Below are 6,536 nucleotides of genomic sequence, written 5' to 3' on the forward strand. Positions count from 1 at the left end.
TTAGATTATGCGTCAAGTGTCCTGTTAGCTGGATGACTCTGATTCTGTGGCCTTTCTGGCTGCATCCTGCATTTTGGGTGTATTTTTGGCTTTGAATCGCAGCCGGTGGGAGTCAATCCCGATGTCTTTCTCGACGGAAGCGATAGTCGCGCTTTGATGCGCGTAGTGCTTTGGCGATAGCCTTGTTGATGTCGTCGAGATTGCAGGACTCCGGGTGGAACTTGCGGCCAGCCCATCGATGCATGGCTTCGTGTTCTTCATGATCGGGGTCGAGCCAGGCTTCGAGGAAGTTGGCATAGCCTGAAGGCCCACCAGAGTCTTCGGGAGGACCTGAACGTTTGGCGGCGACGCAGCGCGGATATTTGGTCCCCTCCTCGCGCGCGACGCGCTCCAGCCGCAGCCGATGACGCCAATTGTCGCCAAAGTCGTATTCGTAAAGGATCGTAAGAGGGCTCTCGTCGGGATCGTAGGGAAAGTGAAGGTCGATCATCCTGACCTCGGTCGCCTCGAAGATCCGGCTGTCGGACAGGCCGTCCTCATTGAACTCCGGGGCCCCGTAGATGAGACCGCCGATATTGAACTGATGCAAATGGCTGTCGGTCCAGCCGAAGGCGGCTTGCAGCACCTCGTGGAGTTGGGCGAGGTTGAGAGTGATTGGCAGCTCGAGAGTGCGGCTGATCCTGGGCTCGATGTCGAGGATATGAACCTCGGCGCGCACAATGAAGCTGTCTGGATCGAAGGGGTCAAGCATGCCGCAGATCATGCCGCGCATGATTGTCGCAGGCAATGGATGGGGCGACAAATATCCTTCGGCGAGCGCGGCGACACGAAGCGGCAACGTAGACAACGTCAGGATTTCGGCCCGCGAGCGAGCGGCACTGGCTTCGCAGCGCGATCGCGCTCGGCGATCAGGCGGGCGTTATGACGCTTCTGCCGCTCAACCTCCGTTTCGGCTTCGAGGATGCGCTTCAGCAGTGCGGCATTTTCCGTCACCATGCGCCGCTCTTCGATCTGCAAGACCTGGATCAGAGTGCGCTGCTGGGCGAGTTTGTCTTCCCAGGCCGCCAACTTTTCGGGGACGATCTTGCGATCGCTGGCGCGACGCAACTCATCGATCATCGAGCGATGGTTGGTGTAGATGGCGTTACGACCGACACGCGCCTCGCGTGCAAGCGTCGCGACGGTCAGCCGGTAGGATCGCTTTTGCAGGTCCGTGTGTGTGGGCAGACCCTTCACCAGCCGTTCCAGAGCATCGCGCAGCTTGCAGTGGGTGTTGCGCAGGCGTTTTTCGGCAGGCGTGAGGGCCGGCATTTTGCTGGTCTTACGCGTCATGGCGAGCATCCTTTCCATGGTCGAGTTCGCCAAGGATGCGATCGCATTCGGCAATCCGTGTTTCAGCGAGTTGCCGGCTGACCGGGTCCAGGTCAGGATGGCCGAGAAGATCGGCATTGCGATCGCGGCGGGCCTGCCAGACAGGCCTGTGCCTGGCGGTGACGGCGAAGTTGGCGCAGGTGAGACACGTGCTTTCGGTTCTCAGCACAGGATTCGGGCCACGCTCGTCGCCAAAGCAGGCAGCCGTTTCGACGCGATAGACGCAATAGCCCCAGTCGCAGACCCCAAGGCGGAGGTCGGTCTCTTCCATCAGGAAGCGGACATAAGCCTGGACATCGCCGTCGCGTGTGCGTCCGCGGAACTGCGAGCGAGCGGCGATCATGCGTCCACCCTTGCCGGCGAGCGCCGTCGCCGTTAGCACCTCTTCCAGGGCGGCGCAGGTTTCTTCCTGAGTATGCCGGTCGATCAGATCGTCGAGCGCGAAGTCGGTTCCGACATAGCCACGATCGGTCATGGCCCGGGTCACATGACCGAAGTGCGCCTGAAGCGCATGCAGGCCTGTGCGGTCGCGTTTGCCGACGAAGCGGGCAAACGTCTTGCGGCCCTGATGCGTGTTCAGATGCCAAGGCTCGCCCTCGTGGTCCGGCAGGCCGATGAACGGCGCAAACAGATCATTCAGCCGCCTTATGATCGTGGAGCCGACGGGGAGGTCAATGCGGGCGGCAGGACCGACCAACCCGTTGCTGGCCATCGCCAGGAAGAGATCGTCTCGTCCGCTTTGGGCCCGCAGGCGGGCGGTCAGCCGCTCCATCACCACGACAGCCCGCTCGACGGGTGCCGGCGCAACCCAGCGATGGGCTTCGCCATCGATGCCACGCGCCGTCTTGTAAATCCGCCCGACGAGATAGGCGAAGCTCTCGCTGCCGTCCCCGGCAGGATGCTGCTGGATGCAGCCGACCTGAAGGCCGAGGATCTCCGAGATCCGGGCGCCGACAAGATAGCTGACCACCACAAAGCAGGCGTCGTAAATGCGATCGGCGACATAGCGCAGCTGCTTGGTGCTGGTGACCGGCGCCTCGTGCCAGGCAGCTTCCTCCCCAGGCAGTGTCGCGAAGGTGAACGGCGCGATTGCGTCGGTCACGATGAAGCCGGCCTTCGTCTGGCTGATCCCGTTAGCGAGCGCATGGTCATAGACGGACTGCGCCTGGGCCTGCAGAGCGATGACGTCGTCGGCCGGGGTCCCGATCAGTCGCAGCGCCGCCGAGACCAGGGGCACAGCGATCGCGTCCGGCGTATAAGGCAGCCAGCCCCGGTCGCGGCGAACGAACGGCGGCGCGATCCCCGGGAATGGATCGGCGATCGCCACTTCCGGGAACTTTGCTCCCTGCAGATAAAGGCGCGTCAGCAGATTGGCGTGGTTTTGCAGCGTGGTGCTCTTCAGCGGCTTACCCGGCTTGCGGCCCGGACGCTGCGCCATCGCCGTCATAAACCGGTCGCAGGCGTCGCGGTCGAGATCGGCAAAGCACCGATATCCCTGCGCCGCCATCCAGCGGATCAGCATCCGCAACCTATTGAAGACGGAGACGATCGTCATTTCATGAGCGTTGCGGTACCCAGGAGGCGGGTCGAGCTTCAGGCTCCACAGGAACAGCTTCGCCGCCTCTCGCCAGTCAGCCCATCGCGGATCACTGAACCGGCTGTCGTCAGCAAGAACAAAACTCCAGTCGAGCGAGAAGTCAGCTCGGTTGCTGCCAGGGCGACGCCCGTCGAGATGCCAGACCTGATCCAACCACACCGAGCGTGTCGAGATCCGAAGCGGCGCACGTGCTTCGGCGGGAAGAGGGAATGCCGTGGAAGCCGTCATCGCTCACTCCAGCGGCGGAAGCGGTGCGAGGGCCAGCATTCGTTGATCGGCATCACCTCGCAGTGTTTGCGGGAAGTCCGGCAGGATGTCGTCGACCAAGATGCGCAGGCTCGGCGCATACAGGAGCTCGAAGCGACGCGGATCAATGCGTTCACGCGCCCGCTCCAGTTCGCCGATCGCCTGAAGGATGCGCGCCATGTGCTCCACATTGATCGGTATGACCAGTCCCGGGCAGCGCAGACATCCGCCGAAGTGCCGGCAGACCCGACCTGCTATCGAGTCTGGTGCTGTGCCCGCGACCGGGTTGAGGCAATCATGACTGAACGGAACCGTCGCATTGCTCGCCAGCGCAATCCGGTCGCGCTGCGCCCGATCCTCGCAGTTCACCTTCGCGCCGACGATCCAGCCGAGCATCAGCTCCTGCAATCGGGCGATTGTCTCGCGCTGGATGCGGCGCGTCTGCGGCCCCTTGATGTAAAGCTCGGTCGTGTCGGCGCGGACATGGTTGAGCACATCCTGTGTCGCGACGATGTCGCCGCCAGACGCCTTGTAATATTCGGTGGCGACGCTGCCGCGCAGCAGAACGGCGGCAAAGTCCGGCAAGAGCTGACGTGCGCGCTCCGGTGCAGCCTTGTTCCAGATGGCGATCCGGGCATTGGAGCGTTTGATGAACGGCTTCAGGGCGTGCGACAAGGTCGCTTCCGCAATGAGCGTGACCATATTCTTCTTCTCGCTCTTCACCAGGAACAGGCGGTTTCGATCCTGCCGGCTGGCCCGGGCTACGAGCGGCGCCGTCATCGCCAGCAACCTGTCGATCAGATTCGGCGCCGCGTAGCGGCGTCGGCGGTCGAACGATCGCCTTTGCGCGCGTTTCACCTTGGCGCCGGCCCGAGGCTTGGCCCACTCGACGATGATACGATGCTCGTCGAGCGGATGTGCCACCTGGCAATCGCGCGTGATGAGCCGCAGCGCATCCGGATTGCCCGCCGTCTGGATCGAAAGCGCGATGAAGAACGCCGCGACCGTCTCGCCGGTCAGGTGCATGTAGCCGCCAAGATGACGAAGCCCGCCATGGCGGTTGGCCGCCGATATGTTGATGCCGCTACGGATCGCTTCCGTGCGCGACGGCAGGACACCGTCACCCACGGCTGCAAACGCCCGGATCAGTTCGCAAAGCTCGGGATCGACGCCATCAACCGGCCCGCGCGCCCCAATGATCTTCCGCCCAGCCTCGAAGCGATCCCATGCCTCGTCGATCTCCTCATAGCACGCGCGCAGGATCGCTTTGAGGTCCCCTCCGCCAAGGCGCGGCCGGGTATCGGCAATGCGGTTCGGCCAGACCCGCCAGGGGAAGTCGATCCGCGACAGCAGCCGGGAGGGATGCCGCCGCTTGGTCCAGTCGATCATCTGGCGAAGCTGCATGAGCACATTCGCCCGCGAACCCTTCGACCAGGGCTGGTTGGTCTGTCCTGCGACCTGGCGATCCAGCCATGCGATGTAGCGCCCAACCATCGCACTGGTCAGATCGTTGACCGACAGAACAAGACCGTCCTCCGCCACGAAGCGCGCAAAGGCGCGCAGCGCCATCCAGCAATGACGCTGCGTGTCCCGGCTCGAGGCGGCATGATGATGACGGAAGGCATCGGCCAGAAGAATCGCGATGCCCAACGGCAAACCGAGGCTGCCGAGATCGTAGCGTTTCACAACCTCGCCCCAGCCGTCGCGGAAGACGACGATGGTATCGGCTGGCTGATCCAGAACGATCGGCGCCGCAGCCGACAGCCTCCGGTCGATGCGCTCGCGTCTAACGGCCATCGGGGACCAACTCGCCATAGAGATAGTCGATGCCGTCGGCGAGGTCCCGCCCATTCAGCTCAACGCAGCGCAGGTAGATCGACGTGCTCTGGATCGAACTGTGACCCAGCAGGACCTGCACGATCTTCAGCGGATTGAGGTCGGGCGTGGTCGCTGCCTGCCTCTGCAATCGCACCAGCATCGTCATCGCAAATGTATGCCTCAGGTAATGTAATGTTCCGGTCACGCCAGCCGCGCGGAATGCCTCGGCAAACACCGCCGTCAATCGCGCCTTGCTGACCACATTTCCCTGGGTGTTGAGGAACAGAGCCGAAGGCGGCCGATAGTCGGGCCTCCCTCGACGCAACGCCCGGACCTGCGGCGTGCGAACCTCGTCGATGTAGCGCTGCGTGCGGTCGACCAGGCGAATCGGCGGGTAGATCGTGCGCGGCTTGTCACCCTTGGTGATCGTCAGCGGCACGCCGATCAAAGGATGATCCTCGTCGTCAAGATGCGCCGTCTCCGGAACCTGGAAGACCGCGAGGCCGCAAAGCTCCTTGCGCCGCAGTCCCGTCGCCAGCGCCCATTCCGCCATCAGGCGGTAGGGCATATCCAGATGCGCAAAGACGCGACGCAATTGATCGACACGCAACGGTCTCGGCAAACGCTCGTGCTCCGCTACCGTCAGGATGTTTGCCGCCATGACGCCTGGACGCGCATCGACATGCGCCAGGAACGATTGTCGCCGGCCGGAGCCCACCCGCACATCGACAAAGTGGAACGGCAGGCTCTCGATCCAGCCACGGCCTTGCGCCCACGCATAGAACCGGCAGACCGTGCGGACCCGATCGTTCACCGTCGAGCGCGCGTAGGGTCGTTTCGTATGCAGGCTCGGCTGTGACAGCATGCGATTGCGCCAGGCCGCAATCTCGGCCTCGCTCACGCTGTGCCAGTCGAGCTCAGACTGCTCCAGGCTGTCGAACCAGTCGTGAAGATGCTCGCCGTAGGTTCTGACCGTTTCCGCCGCGTGGCTGCGGCCGGGTATCGTCGCCAGCTCCATCAGCCAAGCGAACGCGGGCTCGATGATCGCCATCCGTTCCGACACCAAGATCGGAAAGCCGGCCGGGATTGCAGCATAGCCCATCGCTGCCCTGATGATCCGCACCACGCTCTGTCCTCTTTGCTCACGACCTTTCCAAATGGCAAACGACACCCTGGAGGGCGCAAGCCCTTCCATCAGCAACAAAGAGACAGTTTCTCGAGCCAGCTGTTATCTAAGCGGAGCGCCTTCGGCGCACTCTTTTGTTTTATTGCGAGGGGTTCCCCTCGCGCTCTCCCGTTCGCCACGTGGCAGGGTTGCAGGACTTCGCCTGCAACCATTTGACTAGTTTGTGGTGTCGCCGCCGCGTCAAGCGTTGTCCTCGCTTACGCTGCGGGAACGCTTGACTCGGACGTCTGTGTGCCTTCCTCGAAATGCCCCGTTAATGTCGTCGATTCCCATGACGGACCTACGACTCTAAGAGGACAGTTGCGATACAGAACCTAA

Annotated in this window: 5 protein-coding genes; all 5 read right to left on the minus strand. The window is 62.9% G+C overall.

The features are described 5' to 3' along the window. Nucleotides 1-112: 112 nt before the first annotated feature. Nucleotides 113-763 carry a plasmid pRiA4b ORF-3 family protein gene (locus M2427_RS41830; protein WP_156257020.1) on the minus strand — a complete coding sequence of 217 codons (651 nt, stop codon included), beginning with the start codon at nucleotides 761-763 and terminating at the stop codon, nucleotides 113-115. A gap of 86 nt (nucleotides 764-849) precedes the next feature. Next, complete coding sequence (locus tag M2427_RS41835; RefSeq protein WP_156257021.1) at nucleotides 850-1,332, minus strand: hypothetical protein; 483 nt, start codon at nucleotides 1,330-1,332, stop codon at nucleotides 850-852. Continuing rightward, nucleotides 1,322-3,127 (minus strand): integrase, encoded by a 1,806-nt coding sequence (locus M2427_RS41840; protein WP_280712539.1) that lies wholly within the window; start codon nucleotides 3,125-3,127, stop codon nucleotides 1,322-1,324. Before M2427_RS41840 ends, M2427_RS41835 begins: the two co-directional genes overlap by 11 nt. Before the next feature lie 72 nt (nucleotides 3,128-3,199). After that, a complete protein-coding gene (locus M2427_RS41845; protein ID WP_246706076.1) occupies nucleotides 3,200-5,065 on the minus strand; it encodes a hypothetical protein in 1,866 nt (621 codons plus the stop codon). Continuing rightward, nucleotides 5,001-6,155, minus strand: a complete 1,155-nt coding sequence (locus M2427_RS41850; protein WP_280712538.1) for a tyrosine-type recombinase/integrase — start codon at nucleotides 6,153-6,155, stop codon at nucleotides 5,001-5,003. The genes M2427_RS41845 and M2427_RS41850 overlap by 65 nt, the downstream gene beginning before the upstream one ends. Nucleotides 6,156-6,536 lie beyond the last annotated feature (381 nt).

It is taken from the genome of Bradyrhizobium sp. BR13661 (assembly GCF_029892425.1).
In the GTDB taxonomy this organism is placed as follows: Bacteria; Pseudomonadota; Alphaproteobacteria; order Rhizobiales; family Xanthobacteraceae; genus Bradyrhizobium.